Source organism: Saprospiraceae bacterium, from assembly GCA_016715965.1.
GTDB lineage: Bacteria > Bacteroidota > Bacteroidia > Chitinophagales > Saprospiraceae > Vicinibacter.
On sequence record JADJXG010000001.1, the window covers coordinates 2,888,693 to 2,912,319 of the forward strand.

23 protein-coding genes are annotated in these 23,627 nt (G+C 40.5%); 17 read left to right on the forward strand and 6 right to left on the reverse strand.

The features are described 5' to 3' along the window. Window positions 1-912 precede the first annotated feature (912 nt). The gene (locus IPM48_10965) at window positions 913-2,163 is read right to left on the reverse strand and encodes an ABC transporter permease (GenBank protein MBK9272106.1); all 1,251 of its coding nucleotides are present in this window, start codon (window positions 2,161-2,163) and stop codon (window positions 913-915) included. Between the two features lie 184 nt (window positions 2,164-2,347). Between IPM48_10965 and queA the strand changes: the two genes are divergently transcribed. The 5 genes from queA (at window position 2,348) to IPM48_10990 (ending at window position 7,944) form a co-directional block, all read left to right on the forward strand. Then, on the forward strand, window positions 2,348-3,412 hold the full coding sequence (gene queA / locus IPM48_10970) for a tRNA preQ1(34) S-adenosylmethionine ribosyltransferase-isomerase QueA (protein MBK9272107.1): 1,065 nt from the start codon (window positions 2,348-2,350) through the stop codon (window positions 3,410-3,412). A gap of 64 nt (window positions 3,413-3,476) precedes the next feature. Continuing rightward, window positions 3,477-3,698 (forward strand): DUF2795 domain-containing protein, encoded by a 222-nt coding sequence (locus tag IPM48_10975; protein ID MBK9272108.1) that lies wholly within the window; start codon window positions 3,477-3,479, stop codon window positions 3,696-3,698. Window positions 3,699-3,819: 121 nt separating this feature from the next. After that, entirely contained in the window at window positions 3,820-4,470 is a 651-nt protein-coding gene (locus IPM48_10980; protein MBK9272109.1) for a (d)CMP kinase, read from the forward strand. 160 nt (window positions 4,471-4,630) lie between these two features. Continuing rightward, window positions 4,631-5,806 (forward strand): amidohydrolase family protein, encoded by a 1,176-nt coding sequence (locus IPM48_10985; GenBank protein ID MBK9272110.1) that lies wholly within the window; start codon window positions 4,631-4,633, stop codon window positions 5,804-5,806. A gap of 17 nt (window positions 5,807-5,823) precedes the next feature. Continuing rightward, window positions 5,824-7,944, forward strand: a complete 2,121-nt coding sequence (locus IPM48_10990) for a helix-hairpin-helix domain-containing protein (GenBank protein ID MBK9272111.1) — start codon at window positions 5,824-5,826, stop codon at window positions 7,942-7,944. 77 nt (window positions 7,945-8,021) lie between these two features. Here IPM48_10990 and IPM48_10995 read toward each other — a convergent pair whose 3' ends face one another. The 4 genes from IPM48_10995 to IPM48_11010 form a co-directional block, all read right to left on the reverse strand. Further along, window positions 8,022-9,098 carry a sensor histidine kinase gene (locus tag IPM48_10995; GenBank protein ID MBK9272112.1) on the reverse strand — a complete coding sequence of 359 codons (1,077 nt, stop codon included), beginning with the start codon at window positions 9,096-9,098 and terminating at the stop codon, window positions 8,022-8,024. Continuing rightward, on the reverse strand, window positions 9,076-9,762 hold the full coding sequence (locus IPM48_11000) for a response regulator transcription factor (GenBank protein ID MBK9272113.1): 687 nt from the start codon (window positions 9,760-9,762) through the stop codon (window positions 9,076-9,078). Before IPM48_11000 ends, IPM48_10995 begins: the two co-directional genes overlap by 23 nt. A 67-nt stretch (window positions 9,763-9,829) precedes the next feature. Continuing rightward, on the reverse strand, window positions 9,830-10,165 hold the full coding sequence (locus IPM48_11005; protein MBK9272114.1) for a DUF4296 domain-containing protein: 336 nt from the start codon (window positions 10,163-10,165) through the stop codon (window positions 9,830-9,832). Then, window positions 10,166-10,663 carry a histidine phosphatase family protein gene (locus tag IPM48_11010; protein ID MBK9272115.1) on the reverse strand — a complete coding sequence of 166 codons (498 nt, stop codon included), beginning with the start codon at window positions 10,661-10,663 and terminating at the stop codon, window positions 10,166-10,168. 114 nt (window positions 10,664-10,777) lie between these two features. Between IPM48_11010 and IPM48_11015 the strand changes: the two genes are divergently transcribed. The 12 genes from IPM48_11015 to IPM48_11070 all read left to right on the forward strand — a co-directional run bounded on the left by IPM48_11015 (window position 10,778) and on the right by IPM48_11070 (window position 22,375). Beyond that, entirely contained in the window at window positions 10,778-12,418 is a 1,641-nt protein-coding gene (locus tag IPM48_11015) for a hypothetical protein (protein ID MBK9272116.1), read from the forward strand. Further along, complete coding sequence (locus IPM48_11020; protein MBK9272117.1) at window positions 12,415-13,731, forward strand: hypothetical protein; 1,317 nt, start codon at window positions 12,415-12,417, stop codon at window positions 13,729-13,731. Before IPM48_11015 ends, IPM48_11020 begins: the two co-directional genes overlap by 4 nt. 6 nt (window positions 13,732-13,737) lie before the next feature. Further along, entirely contained in the window at window positions 13,738-14,205 is a 468-nt protein-coding gene (locus tag IPM48_11025; protein MBK9272118.1) for a 23S rRNA (pseudouridine(1915)-N(3))-methyltransferase RlmH, read from the forward strand. Further along, the gene (locus tag IPM48_11030) at window positions 14,198-14,797 is read left to right on the forward strand and encodes a rhomboid family intramembrane serine protease (protein MBK9272119.1); all 600 of its coding nucleotides are present in this window, start codon (window positions 14,198-14,200) and stop codon (window positions 14,795-14,797) included. The genes IPM48_11025 and IPM48_11030 overlap by 8 nt, the downstream gene beginning before the upstream one ends. 221 nt (window positions 14,798-15,018) lie before the next feature. Then, entirely contained in the window at window positions 15,019-15,855 is an 837-nt protein-coding gene (locus IPM48_11035; GenBank protein ID MBK9272120.1) for a phosphate ABC transporter substrate-binding protein, read from the forward strand. Between the two features lie 24 nt (window positions 15,856-15,879). Next, window positions 15,880-17,067, forward strand: a complete 1,188-nt coding sequence (gene pstC / locus IPM48_11040; protein MBK9272121.1) for a phosphate ABC transporter permease subunit PstC — start codon at window positions 15,880-15,882, stop codon at window positions 17,065-17,067. Window positions 17,068-17,075: 8 nt separating this feature from the next. Further along, the gene (pstA, locus tag IPM48_11045; protein MBK9272122.1) at window positions 17,076-17,957 is read left to right on the forward strand and encodes a phosphate ABC transporter permease PstA; all 882 of its coding nucleotides are present in this window, start codon (window positions 17,076-17,078) and stop codon (window positions 17,955-17,957) included. Then, window positions 17,957-18,715 (forward strand): phosphate ABC transporter ATP-binding protein, encoded by a 759-nt coding sequence (pstB, locus tag IPM48_11050; GenBank protein MBK9272123.1) that lies wholly within the window; start codon window positions 17,957-17,959, stop codon window positions 18,713-18,715. Before pstA ends, pstB begins: the two co-directional genes overlap by 1 nt. A gap of 12 nt (window positions 18,716-18,727) precedes the next feature. Beyond that, window positions 18,728-19,408: a phosphate signaling complex protein PhoU gene (gene phoU, locus IPM48_11055; GenBank protein ID MBK9272124.1), complete on the forward strand. Its 681-nt coding sequence runs from the start codon at window positions 18,728-18,730 to the stop codon at window positions 19,406-19,408. Between the two features lie 103 nt (window positions 19,409-19,511). Next, window positions 19,512-19,988 (forward strand): pantetheine-phosphate adenylyltransferase, encoded by a 477-nt coding sequence (gene coaD / locus IPM48_11060; protein MBK9272125.1) that lies wholly within the window; start codon window positions 19,512-19,514, stop codon window positions 19,986-19,988. Between the two features lie 49 nt (window positions 19,989-20,037). Then, window positions 20,038-21,657 (forward strand): L-glutamate gamma-semialdehyde dehydrogenase, encoded by a 1,620-nt coding sequence (gene pruA, locus IPM48_11065; protein MBK9272126.1) that lies wholly within the window; start codon window positions 20,038-20,040, stop codon window positions 21,655-21,657. Between the two features lie 94 nt (window positions 21,658-21,751). Next, a complete protein-coding gene (locus tag IPM48_11070; GenBank protein ID MBK9272127.1) occupies window positions 21,752-22,375 on the forward strand; it encodes a hypothetical protein in 624 nt (207 codons plus the stop codon). Window positions 22,376-22,381: 6 nt separating this feature from the next. Here the strand turns inward: IPM48_11070 and IPM48_11075 are convergent, their stop codons facing one another. Further along, a complete protein-coding gene (locus IPM48_11075; protein MBK9272128.1) occupies window positions 22,382-23,578 on the reverse strand; it encodes a gliding motility-associated C-terminal domain-containing protein in 1,197 nt (398 codons plus the stop codon). Window positions 23,579-23,627 lie beyond the last annotated feature (49 nt).

The following is a 23,627-nucleotide window of genomic DNA, read 5'->3' on the forward strand; positions in this document are numbered from 1 at the left end:
TCAAAGGACGGCTTGGAGTGCGCCGCCTCGATGGCCCATTCTTTTGTTTATCTTCCCACAAGCGCTAACGCGTTCTTTCGCTTCTCGTGCTGTCGCACTCGACCACTCCTAAAGTCGTGGATCGCTCAATCACTGCGGAGTCCTAAGCCGCATTGAAATGCTTGAAACCCATCATTCTTCCTGATATTTCAATCTAAATATTGATTAATATTAAGAGCCTTTTCGTCAGCGGCCCAAGAAGGACAGATTTTGGAAATAGCGCCTTATATTGTCGCTCATTTTACGGAAACTAATATGATGCACTCATCAAACAAACCATCAAAATGAAATGAAATTATGGAGCGGCAATATACAGCGCCCAAAATCTGTCCCAACAGAGAACCTTGCAAAATGAACCAAATAAAGCTCAATAGAACCAAGGAAGATGCCGCCTTAGAAAAGGCTGCGTTTTTTGGTACTCCGCTTTCGCGGCTCCTTCACTTAGAGAGCTGTCGCACTCTACCAAGCTTTTAGCTTGGATCGTTCAGTCGTGCGCGACAAAAAGTGGGAATGTTGATTTGTAAAAATTATTTTGGACAGAAGTGAAAATTCATATATTTATAGTGCCGTTATGTTATTGGAATTTCTTCGATAAAGTTCAAGTTCCAATCTTTGTCTGTCAAATTCTATTTCATAAGTCCAAATGAAGCATTAGAATTTGTGATGAACGCGAAATTGAAAATTTAATCTAGACTTCTGATGAGGACCCTCGGTGGTACAATGCTGACGAATCAAATAGATTAAAAAGCATTGATTTTGAAGCCATGTTTGAAAGGGTTAAAATCTCTAATACAAAAATTGGGGATAAGAGGACAATATTTGAAAAGAGATAGGCTTAGAGCAGAATTCCAGTGACACTTTTGGGATAAGCATTTATTTTCGAATGGCTTCCACAGGATCCATGCGGGATGCCTGCAATGCGGGGACAATTCCTGCAATCAGACCAATGACAATCGCTAATCCGATTCCCATGACAATGTTGTGAAGAGAAACAAACATTTCCATGCCCGCCATTTTGCCAAGAAAGCCAAGGATTATCGCAACAAGCAACAAACCGATAACGCCTCCGATCAAACAAAGTATGATTGCCTCCAGCAAAAACTCGAGTAAGATGTAAAATCTTTTTGCACCAATGGCCATTTTGATACCAATGAGAGGAGTCCTTTCTTTTACAGAAACAAACATGATGTTGGCTACACCAAAAGCACCCACCAACATGGCAAATATCCCAATCAAAAATCCAGCGGTATTCACCACTGAAAATACTTTTGAGATTAAATTGGTCAACATCGTAAGTTGATTGATGGCAAAATTGTCAACATCGGCTGGTTTGAGCCCCCTTGCTGGACGAAGGATGCTGACAATCTCTTGTTTAAGATCTTCCTGATTTACGCCCCTTTTTCCTTTGACACTCAACGAGGTTCTCCATTTTGAAGCTGAATGCAAAGAAATTTGTTTTGCCAAAGTGTTCCAAGGAATAAATGCAGCCTGATCTGTTGGCATAATATTGATGATGGATTTGCCTTCTTTTTTCAAAACCCCGCACACTGTAAAATATTTACCAAATGTTTTGACCCTTTCGCCAACTGCTGGTTTACCCTCGAATAAATTTTCAGCCAACTGATGGCCCAGTATAATCTGTTCACTACCATTGTAAAATTCGGAACCTGAAAAATACCTTCCTTCCGCAAAATCAAACCGGATGACCCGATCGTGCTCTTCTGTTATACCTGCAAAATAAGCCCCTTCTACATAGGATTGCCTGGCTTTGATCATGCCTCCAGGTATAAAAGCAGAAAGTGAGGAGGCCGAACTTAGTTTTGACTTTTTTTGGATGGCTTTTAGATCATTCATTGAAGGAGAAGGCCTTCCAATATATTTCCAATAGTTTTGTTTAGGGTCTTCATTCCAGGGTTCCTTTCCTACATAAAGGACGTCGTTACCCAGTTTATCAAAACTATTAAGGATGTTCTCTTCCAGAGAGTCCACTGCGGAAAGGACCGCAATGACACAGAATATTCCTATAACAATTCCCAATAATGTCAGAAAGCTGCGGAGTTTGTTCCCCGTCAATTGTGACATCGCCTGTGCAAAGCTTTCTGTTAATACTCTGAAAATGACCATTATATAAGAATATATGTCAGGCAATAATATATTTCATGCATGGGCGACCTAAAAAATAATTTACTTTAAATTAAACAATATAAAGATTTTTTATACATTATCTATCCATTAACGAAACAAAAATACAGATTTGACATTCCCTTGATAAAATAATTATTTTTGCGGAAAATTAGAAGACCTCTACATGCGTACAAAATTATCTCAGTTTAATTTCAGTTTACCTAAAAATTTAATCGCTCAATACCCCTCTCCTGAAAGATCAGAATCCAGATTGATGGTGATTGACAGAGCTTCCGGTAAGATTGAACACAAGCACTTTAAAGACATATTGGATTATGTTCAAGACAAAGACGCCCTGATTATAAACAATACCAAAGTTTTTCCAGCCAGAATGTATGGTCGAAAAGAAAAAACAGGTGCCAAGATTGAAGTTTTTCTACTCCGCGAGCTCAACCGCAAAGTTGGACTTTGGGATGTACTGGTAGATCCCGCGCGTAAAATAAGAGTAGGCAATAAATTGTATTTTTATGACAAGAACAACAAAGAAGTTCTTGTGGCAGAGGTAGTCGACAACACCACATCAAGAGGTAGAACCATCCGCTTTTTGTATGATGGCGATGAGGTAGCCTTCCAGAATATTCTAAAGACATTGGGCCAGACACCATTGCCCAAGTATATTACCAGGCCTGCAGAACCAAGCGATATAGAGCGATATCAAACCATTTATGCGAAAGAAGTTGGAGCCGTGGCGGCGCCAACCGCGGGTTTGCACTTTAGTAGAGAGCTTTACAAGATGCTGGAAATAAAAGGTGTTAATTTTGGCGAGGTCACCCTGCATGTAGGTATGGGAACTTTTAGATCCATTGAGGTAGAGGATTTGTCCAAACATAAAATGGAGGCAGAATATTTTAACATACCCGAAGAAACTGCCAACCTGGTCAATGCAACGAAAGATCTGGGAAAAAAAGTGATTGCAGTTGGCACAACATCCATGAGGACCATTGAGTCTGCGGTTACCGCGCACAATCGATTGAAACCGGCAGAAGGTTGGACCAATGTATTTATTTATCCACCTTATGACTTTAGAATCGCAGACGCTATGGTGACCAACTTTCACCTTCCAAAATCGAGCTTGATTATTATGGTATCGGCATTTGCAGGACATGAGTTGTTGATGGATGCCTACCACATGGCCATCAACGAAAAATACCGTTTCTATAGTTACGGTGACGCTATGTTGATCCTTTAATAGATTGGGGAACCTTTTTGGACAAAATTCAATTATACAAAAAAACCGTTATAAATAAGCTGATATGTATTGGACCTTAGAATTAGCACATCATCTGGAAGAAGCCCCATGGCCAGCCACTAGAGATGAATTGATCGATTACGGAATCAGAAGTGGGGTGCCGATCGAAGTCATCGAAAATCTTCAGGAGTTGGAAGACGAAGAGGAGATTTATGAATCGATGGAGGATATCTGGCCGGATTATCCAAGAAAAGACGACTTCCTTTTTAATGAGGAAGAGTTTTAATGAATTGCAACAGAAAAAAATGGAATCCTGCAGGTATCGCACTTGCGGGATTTTTTAATTTAGAATTGTTCATCCGATCACAAGGATATCCGATTCTGGAAAAAGACCGATATTTATCCCGATGATAATTGCCATAGACGGTCTTTCTTCCTGCGGTAAAAGCACGATTGCCAAGTCAGTAGCTAAAACATTGGGAATCCATTATGTAGATAGTGGGGCAGCTTATCGGGCTGTAACCTTGTTTTGTCTCCAAAACAAAATCCAACCATTGGATGAAATAGCAGTGGCAGAAGTTTTACCCCGGATTCAGTTGGATTTGATTCCTGAGATTCCAGTGAAGGTGTTTTTAAATGGTAAGGATGTCACTGAAGAGATCCGCAAACCCGAGGTTTCAAAATATGTCAGCGAAATCTCTAAAGTAAGTCCGGTTAGACGAAAGGTCGTTGAGTGGCTTAGGGAATTTGCAAAAGAAAATTCTTTGGTAATGGATGGAAGAGACATTGGCTCGGTTGTTTTTCCCAATGCTGATTATAAATTTTTTGTAAGAGCCGATGATTCGGTGAGGGCTCAAAGACGATTGGAAGAATTGATCCATAAGGGAATCTCCATCAACTACGAGGAAGTTTTGGAGAATTTGCTGCATCGGGATCTGATGGATTCTACCCGGGCGGATAGTCCTCTGATTAAAACTCCGGATGCATTAGAAGTGGACACGACCCATCTAAGCCCGGAGCAACAATTGATTCTTGTTTTGAGACATATGGGACATTGAGTAGGCCATTCATGAGCTTAAATTGGCTTTGTTCCAGAAGGTTCAACCGGTGCAATTGTATTTCAATTGAATTCGGTACACAAGATTCTATTTCACCCGGAAGTAAATTATCTCACAAATTTTGCCACCTTTGTTTTTTTAATATTTAAATGTACATTCTTTGAAAAAAATATTTTCTGATTTTTTGTTTGATGGCCATCAAATGAGAGCCAAGGGAGCAATCATCCTGGATGAAGACGGTAAAATCTTGCAGTTGTTGGATGAAACTGAGTATCGTCCTCAGGAATTTGAACATTTCCCGGGATTGATCTGTCCGGGATTTGTCAATGCCCATGGCCATCTTGAACTATCCCATCTAAGAGGAAGATTGTCAACCGGGACCGGCTTACTAAGCTTTCTTCGATCTGTGGTTACTATGCGCGATGTCGATCCAAGTTTTATTGATGAATGTATTGTAAGGGCAGATCGTGAAATGTGGGAGGAGGGAATTGTTGCAGCAGGCGATATTTCCAATAAACCGGATACGATTCGCACCAAAGAAACCAGCAAGATAAAATACCACACATTTGTAGAAGCATTTGATCTTTGGCAGTCTTCCATGGCGGACCATTTTTTCAATACCTATAAAACTGTTTACGATCAATATGGTGATCTCCCCAAGTCAATGTCTCCTCATGCACCCTACTCGGTAAGCCCACAGCTTTTTCAAAAAATCAATTCTTTAAACCGAAACAATGATATTTTGTCGATCCACAATCAGGAGGTGCAAGATGAGGATTTAATGTTTCTGAACAGGGGAGGCGGATTTATCGAGTTTATCCAGAACTTTGGATTTAGCATGGATCACTTTATACCAATTGGTAAAACTTCCATCCATTATACCATGGATCATTTAAAACATCCTGGAAAACTATTGCTCGTGCACAACACCATGATGAATACAGAAGACATCTCTTCCGTTCTTTTTTGGAATCCATATTCTTATTTTGTCACGTGTCCAAATGCCAATCTTTATATCGAAAACCGTCTGCCCGATTATCATAAATTTACGAAATTGAATGCAAAAATTTGCATTGGAACTGATTCACTGAGTTCCAATTGGAGACTTTCGATCCTTGAAGAGATAAAAACAATTTTGAAGTATCAATCAGATATTTCAGCTGAACAAACCCTGCAATGGGCTACTTTGAATGGGGCAGAAGCCCTTGGGATGAATGATTGGGCGGGTAGTTTTGAATCCGGTAAAATACCAGGCGTCTTGTGGATCCAGAATTTTGCACAGCTGGACGGTAAATTCGTTTTGGATAGGAGTGCAAAAGTTTTGAGACTCTTTTAATTCTTCTCATACAAGCAATGCATTCTTTAGCTTACATTTCTCAGAGGACTGAAATCCCTCAAAAACAAATTCAGAAAACACTGGCTTTGTTGCATTCAGGTGCCAGCATTCCTTTTATCGCGCGTTATCGCAAGGAACAAACCGGATCACTGAACGAAGTAGATATTTTTGCCATCCAAAAATTTCAATCTGAATACACCGAGCTTTCGAATCGCAAGGAGTATATTATTAAAGCCCTCGAAGAACTGGGTGTATTGACCAAGGAATTTGAACAGAAAATAATCCATTGTCAGGATTTGAAGAGTTTGGAAGATTGGTTTGCTCCCTATAAAAAAAAGAAAAAAACCAAAGCTGACCTGGCCAGAGAGAATGGTCTGGAACCCCTGGCTTTAAAGTTGATGTCCAATGCCCATTTTGATTTGGACAGCGAAGCCACCAGACTGGTTTGCGAAACTTTCGCCGACAAGAATGAAGTTTTGGAAGGAGTGCGGCAAATTGTTGCAGACATCATTCACAAGGATGATGAGATAAGAGGCAGACTCCAGGGAATTTATTTTAAAACCGCCTTGCTAAATTCGAAATTGATCAAGTCCAAAGAAGCGGCGGCCCAAAAGTATAAGGACTATTGGGATTTCAAGGAACCTTTGTCAAAAATACCTCCCCATCGTTATCTGGCAATTTGCAGGGCTGAGAATGAAAAATTGGTAAGGCTTGTCATAGACTCAGACGAGGAGTACATGCTGGGGTTGCTCCATAGAAAATATCGATGGCATCATCCTGTCTCCCATGCCAGGCAGGTGGAAATGGCGGTAAAAGACGCATTGGATAGGTTGATTTTGCCCTTGATCGAATCCAGACTGCGCAGCGAATTGAAAGACAAATCTGATGTGCAATCAATTGAAGTTTTTGGAAAAAATTTAAGACAAGCTCTGCTGGAAGCTCCTTTGGGCCAAAAGTCAGTTCTTGCCATTGATCCTGGTTTTAGAACAGGTTGCAAATGCGTGTGTCTTGATGCTTCCGGAAATTTGCTGGATTATTTTACCATCTTTCCAGTAGAACCGGTAAAGGATGAAAAGGGATCTATGACTCGAGTTCTTGCCTACTTAGGAAAATACAATATAAAGACTGTGGCCATCGCCGATGGTACCGCCGGAAAGGAAGTCAAACAATGGCTGGAGCAATATCCCCAAACCAGGGATTTTGAAATTTATTCGGTCGATGAGAGCGGGGCTTCGGTTTACTCAGCATCAGCAATAGCAAGAGAAGAATTTCCCGATTTGGATCTCGTTTTCAGAGGCTCCGTCAGTATTGGGAGAAGGTTGCAGGATCCATTGTCGGAATTGATTAAAATTGATCCTAAATCCATCGGCTTTGGGCAATATCAGCACGATGTAAATCAGAAATGGCTTCAGGAACGTTTGGATTTTGAAGTGAGCAGTTGTGTGAATGCTGTCGGCGTACAATTGAATACCGCTTCTGCATATCTTTTGTCATACATCAGTGGTATAGGTCTAGTATTGGCACAAAGTATCGTACGATTTCGCAATGAAAATGGACCTTTTAAGACCAAGAGAGATCTGCTGAAAATATCCAGATTGGGGGACAAGGTATTTGAACAGTGCGCCGGATTTGTGAGAATAAGAGAAGGAAGTCATCCATTGGACAATACTGCCGTGCATCCGGAAAGATATCCATTGGTGGAAAAAATGGCAAAGTCAATCGGGAGTAGTTTGGATGCATTGATTCGTGATGCCTCACTGATCGAAAAGATACCCTTTTCTAATTTTGTGGACGAAGAATGTAGCTCTGATACTTTAGAAGACATTCTCACAGAAATAAAGAAACCTGGGATTGATCCAAGAGGAAGGCTGGAAGTATTTTCCTTTGACCCTAGAATTCAAACAATACAGGATCTCCAAATTGGTATGTGTTTGCCGGTCATGGTTAAAAATATCGTTCAGTTTGGGATTTTCGTGGATTTGGGCATCAAGGAATCTGGTTTAATACATGTCTCTGAAATGAGTCACGATTTCGTAAAAGATCCATCTCAAGTGGTGCAACTACGACAGAAACTCATGGCAAAGGTGATCGGTTTGGATTTGCCTGCAAAAAAAATTCAAATGTCCTTAAAGCTATAAATGAAACGAATCAGTTGTTAGATCTGTTTTTGCAAAGAATAGTTCATTGATCCAACAAAATCTGCTGGAGTCTTATTTTAAATACTCTTGTCAAGGGTAAAGCTGAAAGTACTTCCATTGCCCTCTGTGCTCCTTACTGAAATTTTTTGCTGGTGACTTTCCAATATATGTTTTACAATGGAAAGTCCAAGTCCACTGCCGCCTTTGTCTCTTGAGCGACTTTGATCTGCACGGTAGAATCGGTCAAAAATGTGTTTTTGGTGTTCCTTGGCAATGCCTTCACCATTGTCGGAGACCTCGATCAGGACTTTGTGTTCCATATCGTAAAATCCCACTTTTGTCCAGCCTTCCTTTCTGCCGTATTTGATGGAGTTTTGGATCAGGTTGCCTATCACAATACGGATCATTTCTTTTTCAGCCGATACAAAAAATGCATCATCCGCACCAGCTTTTAGCCCGAGTGAGATTTGTTTTTTGAGGGCTGACTCTTCAAAGTCACTCATAATTTCAAGCGTGAGCTTGCGAATATCGAAACTGATTTTTTCAGGTTCTGATTGCCTGGATTCTAGCTTGGAGATCGTCTCCAGATCTTCGATAATGGTCTGCAGTCGATCTGCATTTTTTAAAGCTTTTTGTAAAAAACGGTCTCTGACCGCAGGATCATCCACACCGCCTTCAACCAGTGTTTGAAGAAATCCCTGGATATTGAACACCGGCGTTTTGAGTTCATGGGATACATTGCCAATGTATTCACGTCGATAGTCTTCGAGCTTTGACAGTTCTGCCATATCAGTCTCTTTTTGATTGAGCCAGTTTCGCACTTCCTTTTCAGCAATGGTTAAAGGAGAGACAGGAGCGTTGGCCGTAGAATTTTCGGAAGCATCGGGATTCTCAATATCATGAATCAATTGATAGATGACCTTAAGTCTTTGGTAAACAATCCTATTGAGCAAATAGTGTAGTACAAAATATGAAATCAAAATGGTGATAAGTACCCACCAAAAAATGGTGCTAAACTGTGTTGTAAATAAGCCTGCCCAGCTGGTAAAAAGCAAAACAGCGAGGGTGGTTATTCCAATGATAAAAGAGAAAAGGAGACTGAGCTGATTTAAGCTGAGGTGACTTATTTTTCTAAAATTCCAGTTTATATCCAATGCCTTTGATCGTCTTTATGTATTTATCATCGAGCCTTTCGCGGATTTTTCGAATGTGCACATCGATGGTTCTTTCGCCGACAAGCACGTCCTGACCCCAAACTTTGTTGAGTATTTCTTCCCGTTTAAAGACTTTTCCGGGTTTTTCAGCGAGCAAATATAATAACTGAAATTCTTTTCTTGGAAAATCAATGGGTCTACCCGAAACATAGACCTGAAATGCTTCCGGATCAATTTTTAAATCCCCCAACTGTAAGACCGCATTGCCATTGGCTTGGGCCACGTCGATGTCTCTGCGCAAAATTGCCTGGATTCTACTAAGCAATACATTGGGTCTGATCGGCTTTGCAATAAAATCATCCGCTCCGGTATCCAACACATTGATCTGGGTTTGGTCATCGGTTTTTGCCGTCAAAAAAGCAACTTTGGTTTTTGATTGTGGGAAAGAGGATTTGAAATGTCTGAGAAAGGACATGCCATCCATTTCTGGCATCATATAATCCACCAAAATAAGACGTGGTTCAAATTCTCTTAAAATATCCAGTGCTTCGCGACCATTTAATGCGGATTTTACTTCAAATCCTACATTCTTTAACTGATAACAGATAAAGTCCAATGTATCTGCCTCATCATCGATAACAAGAATCTTGATGCCTTTAATCATATTGTTATGCAAAATTACGGCCTTTGATACTTAAGAGAGGATCATCTGATATTACTAAATTATTAATTCAATATTTGATATCCGAACCTTCCTGAGCACCTTTCTTAATAAATAGTTCATTTACCATGGAGCGAATTTGATCCATGTCAGATTTCCTATTTTTGTAATATAAGCTGGATTCTATAAAATCTGTGTCGTTGATTTGGTGTTTTTGAAGGATGAGTTTTCGGTTGGATTGAATCATACTGTCTCTTATATGTAGCGAAAGCGGCTCGAGGGCAGCATCAAGGTAATACAATTCTGAAAGAATCTGAGCCATGGTTTCTTTTGGAAGAATTGATTTTGACTTTTCAGCTTGACAGGCAGAGACAATAAGTATGGTAATCAGGATACAATTTTTCATTTAACTGGATCGATCTCTTGGGTAATATTTCTCCACCATCTCAAGGTCTTCCCATTTGGTCTCTGACCATCCATTGTTATTGGTTTTAAAACAAATGATGGCACAGGTTGGGATGGCTTCCAAAATTCCATTTTTTGTTTTCATTACAAAATACTCAATGATGGGATTGTGTCCGAAGATTGCGATGCTTTCAATGTCAGGATCAGCACTTCTGACGATGTCCAAATAATCATCTTCATTTCCGAAATACAACAATTCTTTTACGATGATTTCACTTCCTGGCGGGTTGATGGTTTGATTAAAAATGAGCGCCGTATTCAAGGCCCTGGTGGCTGGACTTGATACCATCTGCAGACCACCATCGAGCTGTTTTTTTAAAAGCTCTGCCATTTGTGCCGCATCTCGTAAACCTCTGGTATTCAATGGTCTGTCCATATCTGACAGACCTGGATGATCCCAGCTTGATTTGGCATGGCGGATAAGGTGAAGCTTTTTCATCATTTCAATGTGTGGAATTATCTTTAACTTTCCGGTTTTATTTACAAATAAGGAGAGCTTTTTGTTTTGAAGATTTTTTTGGACAACATAGAATTCCAAATTCCAGCGGACCAGTTGGAACAAATCAAAATGGCTTGTGAATCCGGACAAGTGCGAAAGGTCTCACAAATGGCTTTGCAGGAATGGTCGTATTTGTTGAGATGGGAAGACAACCTGCTGGAATGTAAGTTAAGTTTTACAGCGCAATCTGTGAGTGGAGTACATTGTGCGTGTGGCTGCCATTCTGCAAAAAATCCTTGTATACATGCCTGGACCCTGGCTTTCTGGCACATGAATTACAAGGACCGGACCAATCAATCCATGCGACAGGAATTAAGATCCCGAAAAAAATTAGTCATTTCTGATCTCCAGAATAAATCTCATGCTGAGTTGGTTGATTTTATTTCAATCGCCTTAAAATTTTATCCCGACCTCTTCAAATGGTCCACTTTACTTTTACCTTCCCTACCCAAAGATGAAGCTGTTTTTGACTTTTATTTGAATGCTCTGGCAGAATTTGATCAAAATGGGCCAGGTAGAAGTCAAATTCAAACCATTAAAGTATTAAAAACAAAACTGATTGTTTTGGATCAGCTTTATGAAAAATCCATGCAGTATTATTTACAGGGAGAAATGGAAAGGCCATTTTACATTTTACTTGCATTGGTGGTAACTACCTATCAATGGTTACGTGATATTCCATCCAACAGCCAATCTAAATTCAATCAAAAAATTATTCATTATACCCAAACCATTCATCAGCTCATCAAAACCGCGAAAGCCCCGGATTTGCGAGTTAAGATGTTTGAATGTCTCATTGAGCTGATTGGAAAATACCCCAACCACATCATACATCGACATGATAATCTTTGGGCTGCTTTGTTTTTATTTACAGAACAAAGAAAAAGAATCAAGGACTTTGAAAAAACTGAAATTCCAGTGATGTTTCACAAAGCAGAAACTTGGACAGAAAGCATTGAATTGCTTTGGTTTCTTTATCATCAGGTGGAACTATCCTCTTGGACGATTTGGATACAAAAAGATGGATTTTTAGAAAACATCAATCCAATGCATTTAATCCAATTTTGTCGGGAGATTTCAGATCGTGCTCAGGAAAAGAAAGCACATGATTTGTTAAAACTCGTTTATGCGAACAGCCTTCAGACCGAATGCAGACAAATTGCCATCGAAGGTCTGTTGGGAATGTATATCCAGCAGCAACAGGTGAATCAGCTGATAGAATTGTCAGCTAAAGCCGGCCTGGATTTGAAGCAACTTAAATTTATTAAAATCTGGAAAGAAGCATCAGGAGCAGACATGACCATGTGTGAGCAACTTGCTTTGAGTTTTAGGAAGAGTAAAAATTTTGATTCCATTTTTTACTACAGGTTGTTGACTGAATTGCGGTTGACAAATCTGTTGTTGCGCGAATTCGAAAAGGAGACAAACTTGGCTAATATTATGCAATTTGATGGTTTGCTTTTGGCTTCAGATCCGGATTCTTTATTAAATATATACTTGAATATTACCAAAGATTTCCTCACCCACCATTTGGGAACCAAGGCTTTTGCTTTTGTGGAAAAAATTAAAAACCATTTTATAGAAATTAAAGAGAGGGATCTGGAAAGAAAGTTTACTCTAAAATTAAATGAGTTGTTTCCAGACCGGATTTCACTTTTTTCAAACATTGATAAAAATCAGAAAATAGAAATATGAAACCTAAACACTTTTGGCTTGGCATTTTCCTCTCAGGATTCTTGCTTCATTGTACACAAAAACCCAATCTAGAACACAAACATTGGACTCAAGCCATCAATTTGTATGAGATCATGCCAAAAAATTTTACGGCAACCCATGACCTGAAAGGAGTCATGGGGCAATTAAAGAAACTCCGATCTCAATTTATTTCAGGAATCGTTTTGCTTCCACTTTCACCCACCGAGGACGGATCCAATTCTTTTAATCCGGGAGATCCATATGCATCCATCAACCTGACAGCCTTTGATACTACTGTAACGGATGATAAAACTTTTCGCACATTCATCGATTCTTGTCGTTTCTATAAAATCAAGATTTTTCTCGAATTAAATCTGGCTTACACCGGCCCAGCACATGCATGGCGAAAGGACAAGCCAGAATATTATCAATCCAATGAAGAGCAGGTCGATGGAAAATACAACCAAAAATATGTCAGACTCAATTTGGAAAATAAAAGTGTTCAGTCCAAATTGCTTAAAGCTGTGGAACACTGGTCCGATCGATATGATTTGGATGGTATTGTTGTGGTGCATGGAGATGAGATTTCCGATGAATTTTGGACAAAAATTTCCAAGGTAGTGCATTCCAATGGTCAATTGCTAATTGCTTCTGCTCAGAAACCTGAGCTCATGGAAAGTGGTATTGTCGATAGTTATTTAAATTGGGAATTATTTGATTTATTTCAAAAAATGGCTTCCAACCAACTTAAAACATCTGATTTTCAAAACATATTGAATACAAGCAAAAACTCAAAGTATCGGAATAGCTCGATCATGTTTAGCCAGAATGCAATGACAAATCGCTCCCATGGCTCCGAGTATGAGCGTTGCCAGGATTGCTATAAACAATGTGCTTTGCTCACTTATTTGTTGGGCGGTGTTCCGTGGGTTCTTAATGGACAAGAAGGTCCGGCGTTTTTTGGTATCAATACTTTTACAAAGGAGCCATTGTCAGATCTGTATGTGTACAATCGCGATTTTTATCGCGCCTTGAACATTCATAGGAGGGAAAATGCAGCTTTAAACTCACTCCTGGAGAATTCTCCGGTGTTGTGTTCCGATTCTGAGGAAGTGTTGGCTTTCGAAAGACGCCATGGCAATTTGTCCATTGTATTTATGGGAAATCTGACCAATCAGAAAGTCCAATATCAGGTAAATAAGGATTTTAGATTTTATACAGAATTTTTTACCCGTGCCATGGTTAGTTTTGAGCCCGGAGCCATTTATACTTTGGCCCCTTATCAATACATTATGCTGACCAACCTGAAGTAAAACCAAATGGAGATTCAGTTATGGTGGGTGGGTAAAACCAGTTTTGGCTTTTTGCGGGATGGTGTTTCAGAATACCAAAAGAGGTTGTCTCATTTTTGTCGATTTACAATTAGAGAGTATCCCGATGTAAAGCCAGTTGGTGATTCCTCCGTATTGTCAAAGCTGGAAGCTGATCAGTGGATAAAACAGCTTAAATCAGACGATTTGCTGATTTTATGTGATGAAAACGGCCAGGAACTAAATACCAGAATGTTTGCCGGATTTATTGAAACACAACTCCAGAGCCGTGCAAAAAGATTGATCTTTGTCATTGGCGGCGCATATGGTTTTAGCAAGGAGATCAAATCTGTCAGCCACTCCATCATCTCTTTTTCTAAGATGACTTTCTCTCATCAAATGTTTCGATTAATATTTATGGAGCAACTATATAGAGCATTTACCATTGTGAAATCAATTCCATACCACCATGACTGAACCCATTTTTTTAGTAACTTATCTATTGTTGATCCTCATGGTTCTGATTTCCGTCCTCGCATTCAACAATCATCTATGGATTGAAAAATTAAGACACTATCCCTGGCAAGAAGCCAGAGATCATTCCTGGTACCGATGGATCGGTTGTGGCTTTGTGCACGGCAATTACCTCCACTTGTTTCTCAACGCATTTGTGCTATATCAGTTTGGTTTGGCTGTAGAAAACCTGTATGCCGAACAATTTGGTCAGGGCGCCGGAAATTTGATTTTCCTTTTGGTGTACCTTGCAATCCTTGCATTGTCCTGTTTACCCACCTATTTAAAATTCAAGAACAACCCGTCTTATGCATCTATTGGTGCTTCCGGTGCTATCTCGGGCATCCTTTTTATTTACATCTACCATTTCCCCCTAAATCTCCTTTATTTTTATGGAATCATTCCCATTCCTGCTTTATTAATGGGAGTTTTATACTTGATTTACTCCTGGTGGGCTGCAAGAAATACAAGCGATGGAATTGATCATGAAGCCCATTACTACGGAGCTTTGCTGGGTCTTCTTGCAGCATTGGTTTTGGACTTCTTCCCAACTTGATTTATTTTTTCGGAACAATTGACTTTTACGGTACATACATTTAATAATTAATTAATATTGCATTGTTTTACGGCGGATTGTGAAAAACTACCTTTGCGCCCAAAGACCAGACCCTGTTGGAATTGAATGGATTGCAGAATTTCATCTAATTCCATATTTATATATCGACCATTGGTTTTTTATTGGTATTTAATTTTAATATTTTGGCAACTTCCAAATTTATGAAATCATTTTATGTAATTCCTTTATTGATTCTATTTGCCATCGCATGTGGTGGCACAAAGCAGAAGGCGGATCTGGCTCTCAATTTGAAAGGCAGCGATACGGTCTTGCCCCTTGCACAAAAGACCACGGAGGGTTTTCTCAAAGCAAATCCTGAGCTATCAGTTGCAGTAGTTGGAGGAGGCAGCGGCACCGGCATTACGGCTTTGATGGATGGCAATACTGACATAGCCATGTCCTCCAGAGATCTTAAAATAGAAGAAAAAATTAAATTAAAAGAGAAGGGTTTGGATGTGCAGGTAGTCACGATAGGCATTGATGCTTTGGCGGTTGTGGTCCATCCGAGCAACAGCGTTTCCAAACTCACCAGAGAACAAATCGAAGGAATTTTTACAGGAGCTATTACAAATTGGTCTGAGGTAGGGGGTGAAAATATGGAGATCGTGTGTTATTCCAGGGAGAATAGTTCAGGTACGTATGAATTCTTTAAAGAACATGTTCTCAACAAAAAAAATTATGGCAATACAGTTCTCAATATGCCGGCAACAGGCGCCATTGTGCAATCCATTGGTCAAACCAAAGGTGCCATTGGATACATTGGTTTGGCTTATATAACTCCTGAAGTTAAAACCATTGACGTGTCTTACGATGGCGGCCAAAACTACTATGCGCCCAATTTTGACAATGCGATGAATAAAACTTATCCCATTTCTAGGCCTTTGTATTACATCTTTGACCAGAAAATAGAGACAAAAATTAAACCTTATCTGGATTATTGTCTGTCTGCTGAAGGGCAGCAGCTTGTAAAAGATGTAGGTTACTTACCCGTACAATAAGAGTGTGGTCAACCACTTCATTGCATGCAGCGAACTTTAGAAAAAGGCGTAGAAATTTTAATCAAAACCTGTGGATATTTTACCTCAGTAGTAGTTATTCTGATTGTAATTTTCTTATTCAAGGAAGGTATTTCCTTCATAGGATCCTCACCGGTGGAAGAGGGTTTTTCCATCATTGTATCCAAATCAAATTCTCTCCAAAGCATAACAAGTCAACAGGCAAAAAATATTTTTGATGGGAAGATTACCAACTGGTCGGAACTAGGAGGAGATGCCTCTGACATCAAGTTGTTTTCACTGGAAGATCTGAGCAAAATATTTTCTGAGGAAGAATTGGGAAATGATTTTGAAAATTCTGACAAGTGCATTGAAAAGCTTTTGGACAGTATTCCTGGTGCCATGGTGGCGATGTTGGATGCTGCTTTGCCGGACAAACACGCTCTGAATGTATTGCCTCTCGATAAAATCACACTTTACAAATTTTTGGCAGATACAGAATGGTTTCCAACGGCAAAACCAGTCGGTGTTTTTGGTGCGTTGCCCTTGTTGTTGGGTACACTTTTGGTGAGCTTTATGGCCATTCTTTTCGCACTTCCGTTTGGCTTGGCAGGTGCCATTTATTTGGCAGAGATTGCAGATAAAAGAGTCAGAAATTTTCTCAAGCCTCTGATTGAATTATTGTCTGGAATTCCCTCAGTGGTGTATGGTTTTTTTGGGCTTGTGGTGATTGTTCCATTTGTGCAAAATCTATTTGATCTGTCCGTTGGCGAAACAGCCCTGAGCGGAAGCATCGTGTTGGCCATAATGGCGCTTCCCACCATAATTACAGTCTCTGAGGATGCCATTCGTTCCATCCCATCAGATGTACGTCAAGCCAGTTTGGCTTTGGGTGCTTCTCATTGGCAAACCATCACAAGGGTACTAGTGCCTTATGCAGCATCGGGAATCAGCGCCGCAATTATTTTGGGGGTCGGCAGGGCGATTGGCGAAACCATGGCTGTACTAATGGTAACTGGAAATGCGGCCATTATTCCTTATGGATTGACACATCCTGTCAGGACCATCCCTGCTACCATCGCTGCAGAGTTGGGCGAAGCCTCCTTTGGCGGTCTGCATTTTAAAGCTTTGTTTGCATTGGGTTGCATCTTGTTCATTATTACTTTTGTGACCAATTACATGGTGGATTCTATATCACGAAAAAGAAAAATCTGAATGGCGGTATGATAGTATTTCCAGATAGCTCAGATCAAACCAAAAGATGGTCGCAAATTTTTTTCTTCGGGCTGGCTAGAATATTGTCTATATTCATTATTGTCATACTGCTTGTTATTTTATACTTTATCATCAGTCGGGGAATTTCCGTGATAAGTTGGGAATTTTTGACAGCAGCTCCCAAAGAAAGCATGACCCAAGGTGGTATCATGCCCGCCATCATCGGTACACTTTATCTGATTTTATACAGCATGCTGATCGCTTTTCCAATCGGGGTCATGGCTGGAATCTACGTGCATGAATATTCCAAGGATGGACCGGTCAAGCGGTTTATCAAAATGATGACCAATAACCTGTCGGGGATACCTTCCATTGTTTTCGGTTTGTTCGGCATGGCCTTGTTTGTCAATTATCTCAATTTTGGCGCTTCCATTCTGGCAGGTTCTTTGACCCTTGCATTGCTCAGCTTGCCATTGATCATTCGGACCACCGAAGAGAGTCTCAAATCAGTGGATCAGGGATTTCGCAATGGAAGCTATGCCCTTGGTGCATCCAAGTTGTACACCATTCGAAAAGTTGTTTTGCCCATCGCATTTCCAAATATTATCACCGGTTTGATTCTCAGCATAGGACGGGTCTCCGGCGAGACGGCACCCATCTTATTTACAGCTGCAGCTTATTTCTTGCCTAAACTCCCTTCCTCTGTGATGGAGCAATGCATGGCTTTGCCTTACCATTTGTATGTGATTACCACAAGCGGAACCGAAGTGGCTAAAACCAGGCCCATGGCTTATGGAACTGCACTTGTTTTGATCATGATTGTCTTAGTGGTCAATCTGGTGGCCAATCTTTTGCGAAATTATTTTGCCTCCAAAGTTAAAATGAAATAATGAATTCCAAAATCCAGACCAAAGATGTCCATTTGTTCTACGGAGACTTTCATGCTTTAAAAGGGATTAGTGTTGGAATTTTTGAAAAATCGGTGACAGCCCTTATCGGACCATCTGGTTGTGGTAAATCGACTTTCCTCCGATTGTTTAATCGAATGAATGACTTGATCGAGAACGTAACCATTAAAGGTGAGATCTTGATTGACGGAAAAAACATCTATCAAATCAAGCAATCTGAAATTGACAATCTGAGAAGAAAAGTAGGTATGGTTTTTCAAAAACCGAATCCCTTTCCAAAAACCATCTTTGAAAATGTGGCCTATGGTTTGCGCGTCAATGGAATTTCCCAAGAAAATGTGATAGCCAGCCAGGTGGAGCTTTCTCTGAGACAAGCGGCCTTATGGGATGAGGTCAAGGACAAACTGAAGAAATCTGCTTTTGAGCTTTCCGGAGGTCAGCAGCAAAGATTGTGCATTGCAAGAGCCCTTGCTGTCGAACCATCCATCCTCTTAATGGATGAGCCGGCTTCAGCGCTGGATCCCATTTCTACTGCCAAGATTGAGGAGCTTATTTTTGAACTTAAGAAAGATTATACCATTATTATCGTCACCCACAATATGCAGCAGGCAGGTCGGATAAGCGATTATACAGGCTTCTTTTTAAACGGGGAATTGATTGAGTTTGACGAAACAAAAACCATTTTCACCAACCCCAAAAACAATCGGACTGAAAGTTATATCACCGGCCGTTTTGGCTGATAAAGATCGATTATGACACATTTAGATTCAGAAATTAATGAATTAAAATTAGAGCTGTCACAAATGTGGGAGCTGGTCAATTCTCAATTGGAAAAAACCCAACAATCTTTGTCAAAGTTTGACAGAGATTTGGCATTGGAGGTGCAGGAGAATGAGAAACGGGTAAACGCTTATGAACTTCATATTGATAAGGCGTGTGAAGATTTCCTGGCTTTGTACCAGCCTCTTGCGACTGATTTGCGTTTTATATTGTCGACCTTGAAAATCAACACAAATCTGGAGAGAATCGCTGACATCGCATCAGGAATTTCTGAATTTATCAGTGATGTGGATACAGGATTCGAACCCAAAATTTTGGATCAGATGTCTGCCCTTAAAATGCTTTCCATCAGTGTTGAGATGGTGCGGGATCTTAAAGAAGCTTATCAATACGAAAATACTTCACTGGCAAGAACCATCTTCAACAGAGACAAACTACTGGATGCCATCAATGAAAAAGCCAGTACCCTGGCCATTGAATGCCTGGATCATTTTCCAGACCAAAAAAGACACACCTTACATGTTTTATCCATGATTCGAAAAATTGAGCGAATCGGCGACCAGTGCAAAAACATTGCGGAAGAGATCATCTTTTACCTGGATGCAAAAGTGGTTAAACATAAGAAAAAACTGAACGAATCTGACAAAGAATGATGTACGGCTAAGGTCCGTTTTAGCTGAAGTGGATTCTAATGCCGAGCTGGATACTTAAATTTGTGGTACTTTTGCAAGGACTTCATTCAGTCAATGAATAATGATGAAAATTGCTGTACTTCCCGGATCATTCGATCCAATTACCACCGGGCATTTGGATATTGTATACAGGGCTTTACCTTTGTTTGATAAAATTGTGATTGCAGTTGGGGTTAATTCACAAAAGAAATACCTGTTCCCTTTGCAGCAACGATTGAATTGGCTTAGAGATCTTTTTTCGGCAGAAACCAAAATTGAGATCGCAAACTATGAAGGCCTCACCTTGCATTATTGTCAGAAAATAGGGGCCCAATACCTGGTGAGAGGAATAAGAAACGCAGCAGACTTTGACTATGAAAGAACCATTTCACAAATCAACCATACGGTGGCCAATGAGCTGGAGACCGTTTTTTTTATTGCAAGACCAGAGCTAAGTCACGTTAGCTCAACCATCGTCCGTGAATTGATTTTAGGCAAGGGTGACATCCGCAGTTTTGTACCGCCATCCATTATAGCCCATATTTACAATCCGACAGACTGATCTTTATTCAAGCAGTTTTGTTCTTTTTTTTGAAATAAATTCTGAACCAATGTATCATATACCTATACCCAGGAATGAGCCTATTCTAAATTATGCACCCGGCTCAGCAGAAAAAAAAGCCCTCAAATTGGAAATGGACCTTTTAAAATCCATGGAACTGGAAGTCCTTATGACCATTGATGGTCAAAAAGTGGCGACCAGCCAACGGAAAAGAATACATCCACCCCACGATATAAGTCACACATTGGCTTATTACCACAAAGGTGGAACCACGGATGTTGAAAATGCGATCAATGCAGCATTAAAGGCTAAACCGATGTGGGAGAGCATGAACTGGCAAGATCGCGCTGCGATATTTTTGAAAGCGGCGGATTTGATAGCGGGAAGATACCGGGCCAGAACCAATGCCATGACCATGCTGGGACAATCCAAGAATATTTTTCAATCAGAAATTGATGCAGTCTGTGAGTTTTGTGATTTTTTGAGGTTTAATGTACATTACATGAAAATGATCTATGAGATACAGCCCAATTCCATGCATGGGGTATGGAATAAAATGGAGTATCGCCCATTGGAAGGTTTTGTGTTTGCCCTGACTCCGTTTAATTTTACATCGATTGCTGGAAACCTGCCATGTGCACCTGCCCTTATGGGAAATACTGTGGTATGGAAACCCGCAGAAACCCAGGTTTATTCCGCTTCCCTGATCATGGACATTTTACAGGAAGCGGGATTGCCGGATGGAGTCATCAATTTGGTGTTTGTTGATGGGTCAGTTGCCGGGGAAGTTATTTTTGAACATCGTGAGTTTGCCGGCCTTCATTTTACTGGTTCTACCGGTGTTTTCAGAAAGCTCTGGGCAAGGGTAGGCAACAATTTAGACAAATACCGCAGTTTCCCAAGGTTGGTAGGGGAGACCGGGGGAAAAGATTTTGTAGTGGCCCATCCGTCCGCAAATCCTAAGGCAGTGGCAGTTGCTTTGTCCAGAGGTGCTTTTGAATTTCAGGGTCAGAAATGCAGTGCTGCTTCCAGGGCCTATTTGCCCCAAAGCCTGTGGCCCGATATTCAAAAATATTTGTTCGAAGATTTGGAAGACATGCGAATGGGAAGTCCAGAAGATTTTCGCAATTTTATCAATGCAGTCATTGATGAAAAGTCATTTGACAAATTGGAGAGCTACATCACGATGGCGCAAAATGCAAAAGATGCCAAAGTTATTTATGGAGGCAAATGCGATAAAACCAAAGGCTATTTTATTCAGCCCACCATCATATTGGCGGATGATCCGAATTACATTACCATGAAAGAAGAATTGTTTGGCCCTGTTCTCACCATCCATGTTTATCAAGATGAAAAGTATGAGGAAATACTACATAAAGTGGACCAGACCTCAGATTACGCCTTGACAGGAGCGATCTTTGCCAGAGAAAGAGACGTCATCCAAAAGAGCAGTCATATTTTGAGAAATTGTGCCGGTAATTTCTACATCAACGACAAACCCACCGGTGCAGTAGTGGATCAACAACCTTTTGGTGGTGCCAGGGCATCGGGCACGAATGATAAGGCGGGTTCGGTGCTCAACCTTTTGCGTTGGGTTTCTCCACGTACCATCAAAGAGAATTTTGATCCTCCATTGGATTACCGCTATCCATTTATGGGGGAGAATTAACTACCTGGGTTTTGGGATTTACCAATTCGTAGTTAAAAAATTTCCTTTTGACACAATTTTGCATAGATTTGTCCGGTATCTTAATATCAAAAGGATGAAATCAACTTGGTATTATTTTACAGGCATAGTGGTATGGTGCTTTACCTTATCTACTCAAATGACCGCCCAAAAGCTAAACTTCAGTGTTAGACTAAACTGCTCCAGAATATTTCAATCAGGAGGTATTTCTGTTGAAAAAGAAAACTGGGAACCCGGATTTGGTTGGAAAGCAGGGCTTGGTGTAGAACTTCCAGTGAGTACAAAATGGAAACTAAATACAGGCGTTTACGCGTATGCCGCCCACGCAGATAATTTGGCGATGGGAATGGAACAAGGGGGAATTTCAAATGAATTTTCGATTCATATGAAGTCTATCCAATACGCTGCGCTGGGTTGGTCTATTCAACCACTTTATCGGATGTTGAAAAACCATTTTTTGGGACCTACTTTTGGCCTTGAAAGGAGGATGTATGGAATATTTCAGTCAGGAATTGAAGTAAACAAGACCATTTACCCGATGGGCGCAATGTACAGTTTTGAGTCAGGTCGCCACAGAATTCAGTGGCTGTTTCAAGCGGATGTTAATCACAGTATTCAATACCAGATTGAACATTTTAATCTTGTCTCCAAACAATTCTTTTGGCTGTCCAGCTTGCAGTATGCAATAGTCTTATTTTAAAATGTATTAACGCAACAATACAAAACTACCTTTCTTTTGGTATTGCTCACCCTGACATTGATATGAAATTCTGTAATAATAAGTACCGGTTGCCAGAGCCGTATTTTTAAACTGTCCGTCCCACTGAGTGGCAGGGTTATCTGTTTCAAACAAGATCCCGCCGTTGCGGTCCATGATCACAAGATGATGCAGCTTTTCCAATAAATAAGGATTGGAAATTCCGATGGTTTCGTTGAGCCCATCCTGATTGGGAGTAAATGCCGTTGGCAATAGAATTTTGTTACAATCAACTTGATCTTTATCTACGACCCGTACCAAAACAGAATCATCCATTTGGCAACCTTGGATGGTAAACAAGGCCCGGTAGATTGTTTCTGTTGTCGGAGAAGCCAGAGGAAAAAAGGAATTTGGATTGTCAAGACCGGTGATAGGGGTCCATTGGATACTTCCCGGACAATGACTCGCTGTGCGGATATTAAACTGGTCCCCCAAAAAGATCACTGTATCCTGTGTCAGAATTTTTTGTTGTCTCAGATACAAAGAATCCACCTTCCGCGCATCAAATCCATAATTGGCGACAACTATCCTGTCCAACTTGCCGGCTGCACCAATCAATCTGCTGGGTTGGCAGGGTGACGCATTAATTTTAAGGGGAATTCCATGATTGAGTTGGATCAGATTGGGAGCTACCTTGCGGTCTTTCAACTGGCCATTGACATAAACCCTAAAATCCAGCCCATTTTTTGTCAGGCAAAAGTTTTGCCAGCAACTGGTCGGGTCCAGAGGAGCGGTCAAAAACAGGTTTCTGTCCAGGCCCCTTTTTAAATTGATTTGAAAAGTACTGTCTCTGCTTCGCAAACTGATGTCCAAAAGGGTGTCGGCAAGACAGTTGTTGGATTTAGAGAATAGATCCATCTCCCCTGTAAATGGCTCTGGGAGGAAAGAAAAACAAAGTGAAAAATCATTCTCAAAAAATGAATCCAGGCTGATTGGAAATTCAAGGGTCTGGGCATTGAGTACCACTGATTCACCATCCACCCCGCAATCACATTCCAAAGGAAGCGTGTTTTTTAGGTTTTCTGCTCTTGAATCCGTGGATTGAAGCTGACAACCATCGAATAAATAACTGACCGTCAGTCTTTGAGCTTGACTAGAACCTATGAAATGGAGACATAATAGAGGAAGCCAAAAGAATCTAAACATGGCTCAAAGTTAAGACAAAGAAGGAAATTGAAGCAGTTGGATCGGAACT